This window comes from Streptomyces sp. NPDC041191, assembly GCF_055591945.1.
Genome location: NZ_JBVIZC010000026.1, coordinates 1 through 2,588 on the forward strand (window position 1 = coordinate 1; position 2,588 = coordinate 2,588).

The window sequence follows — 2,588 nt, forward strand, 5'->3', positions numbered from 1 at the left end:
TTTCAGTAGCACGCTCAAGACCCGAAGCGGAGTGATCTAGCCATGGGCAGGTTGAAGCGGAGGTAAGACTTCGTGGAGGACCGAACCCACCAGGGTTGAAAACCTGGGGGATGACCTGTGGTTAGGGGTGAAAGGCCAATCAAACTCCGTGATAGCTGGTTCTCCCCGAAATGCATTTAGGTGCAGCGTCGTGTGTTTCTTGCCGGAGGTAGAGCACTGGATAGGCGATGGGCCCTACCGGGTTACTGACCTTAGCCAAACTCCGAATGCCGGTAAGTGAGAGCACGGCAGTGAGACTGTGGGGGATAAGCTCCATGGTCGAGAGGGAAACAGCCCAGAGCATCGACTAAGGCCCCTAAGCGTACGCTAAGTGGGAAAGGATGTGGAGTCGCAGAGACAACCAGGAGGTTGGCTTAGAAGCAGCCACCCTTGAAAGAGTGCGTAATAGCTCACTGGTCAAGTGATTCCGCGCCGACAATGTAGCGGGGCTCAAGCGTACCGCCGAAGTCGTGTCATTGCAGCACATACTCCCAACGGAGGCTGTGATGGGTAGGGGAGCGTCGTGTGCCGGGTGAAGCAGCCGCGGAAGCGAGTTGTGGACGGTTCACGAGTGAGAATGCAGGCATGAGTAGCGATACACACGTGAGAAACGTGTGCGCCGATTGACTAAGGGTTCCTGGGTCAAGCTGATCTGCCCAGGGTAAGTCGGGACCTAAGGCGAGGCCGACAGGCGTAGTCGATGGACAACCGGTTGATATTCCGGTACCCGCTTTGAAACGCCCAATACCGAGCCCATTGATGCTAAGCCCGTGAAGCCGTTCCGGACCCTTCGGGGAATGGAAAGTGGTGGAGCCGGCGAACCAAGGTGGTAGTAGGTAAGCGATGGGGTGACGCAGGAAGGTAGTCCAGCCCGGGCGGTGGTTGTCCCGGGGTAAGGGTGTAGGACGTGTGATAGGCAAATCCGTCACACACATAGTCTGAGACCTGATGCCGAGCCGATTGTGGTGAAGTGGATGATCCTATGCTGTCGAGAAAAGCCTCTAGCGAGTTTCATGGCGGCCCGTACCCTAAACCGACTCAGGTGGTCAGGTAGAGAATACCGAGGCGTTCGGGTGAACTATGGTTAAGGAACTCGGCAAAATGCCCCCGTAACTTCGGGAGAAGGGGGGCCATCACCGGTGAAGGGACTTGCTCCCCGAGCTGGGGGTGGCCGCAGAGACCAGCGAGAAGCGACTGTTTACTAAAAACACAGGTCCGTGCGAAGCCGTAAGGCGATGTATACGGACTGACGCCTGCCCGGTGCTGGAACGTTAAGGGGACCGGTTAGTGACCTTTCGGGGTTGCGAAGCTGAGAACTTAAGCGCCAGTAAACGGCGGTGGTAACTATAACCATCCTAAGGTAGCGAAATTCCTTGTCGGGTAAGTTCCGACCTGCACGAATGGCGTAACGACTTCTCGACTGTCTCAACCATAGGCCCGGTGAAATTGCACTACGAGTAAAGATGCTCGTTTCGCGCAGCAGGACGGAAAGACCCCGGGACCTTTACTACAGTTTGATATTGGTGTTCGGTTCGGCTTGTGTAGGATAGGTGGGAGACTGTGAAGCCGTGACGCCAGTCATGGTGGAGTCGCCGTTGAAATACCACTCTGGTCGTGCTGGATGTCTAACCTCGGTCCGTGATCCGGATCAGGGACAGTGTCTGATGGGTAGTTTAACTGGGGCGGTTGCCTCCCAAAGGGTAACGGAGGCGCCCAAAGGTTCCCTCAGCCTGGTTGGCAATCAGGTGTTGAGTGTAAGTGCACAAGGGAGCTTGACTGTGAGACCGACGGGTCGAGCAGGGACGAAAGTCGGGACTAGTGATCCGGCGGTGGCTTGTGGAAGCGCCGTCGCTCAACGGATAAAAGGTACCCCGGGGATAACAGGCTGATCTTCCCCAAGAGTCCATATCGACGGGATGGTTTGGCACCTCGATGTCGGCTCGTCGCATCCTGGGGCTGGAGTCGGTCCCAAGGGTTGGGCTGTTCGCCCATTAAAGCGGTACGCGAGCTGGGTTTAGAACGTCGTGAGACAGTTCGGTCCCTATCCGCTGCGCGCGCAGGAATATTGAGAAGGGCTGTCCCTAGTACGAGAGGACCGGGACGGACGAACCTCTGGTGTGCCAGTTGTCCTGCCAAGGGCATGGCTGGTTGGCTACGTTCGGGAGGGATAACCGCTGAAAGCATCTAAGCGGGAAGCCTGCTTCGAGATGAGTATTCCCACCCACTTGATGGGGTAAGGCTCCCAGTAGACGACTGGGTTGATAGGCCGGATGTGGAAGCCCTGTAAGGGGTGGAGCTGACCGGTACTAATAGGCCGAGGGCTTGTCCTCAGTTGCTCGCGTCCACTGTGTTGGTTCTGAAACCACGAACACACCCCGAACCCCGGGAAACCGGTGGTCCGGTGCGTGCGGTGTTCACAGTTTCATAGAGTTTCGGTGGTCATAGCGTTAGGGAAACGCCCGGTTACATTCCGAACCCGGAAGCTAAGCCTTTCAGCGCCGATGGTACTGCAGGGGGGACCCTGTGGGAGAGTAGGACACCGCCGAACA

2 rRNA genes are annotated in these 2,588 nt (G+C 57.0%); both read left to right on the top strand.

From position 1 onward, the window contains the following. A 23S ribosomal RNA gene (locus ACZ6AQ_RS28790) occupies positions 1-2,369 on the top strand; the annotation flags it as partial. A 101-nt stretch (positions 2,370-2,470) separates the two neighbouring features. Continuing rightward, positions 2,471-2,587 (top strand): 5S ribosomal RNA (rrf, locus tag ACZ6AQ_RS28795). The last annotated feature ends 1 nt before the right edge of the window (position 2,588 follow it).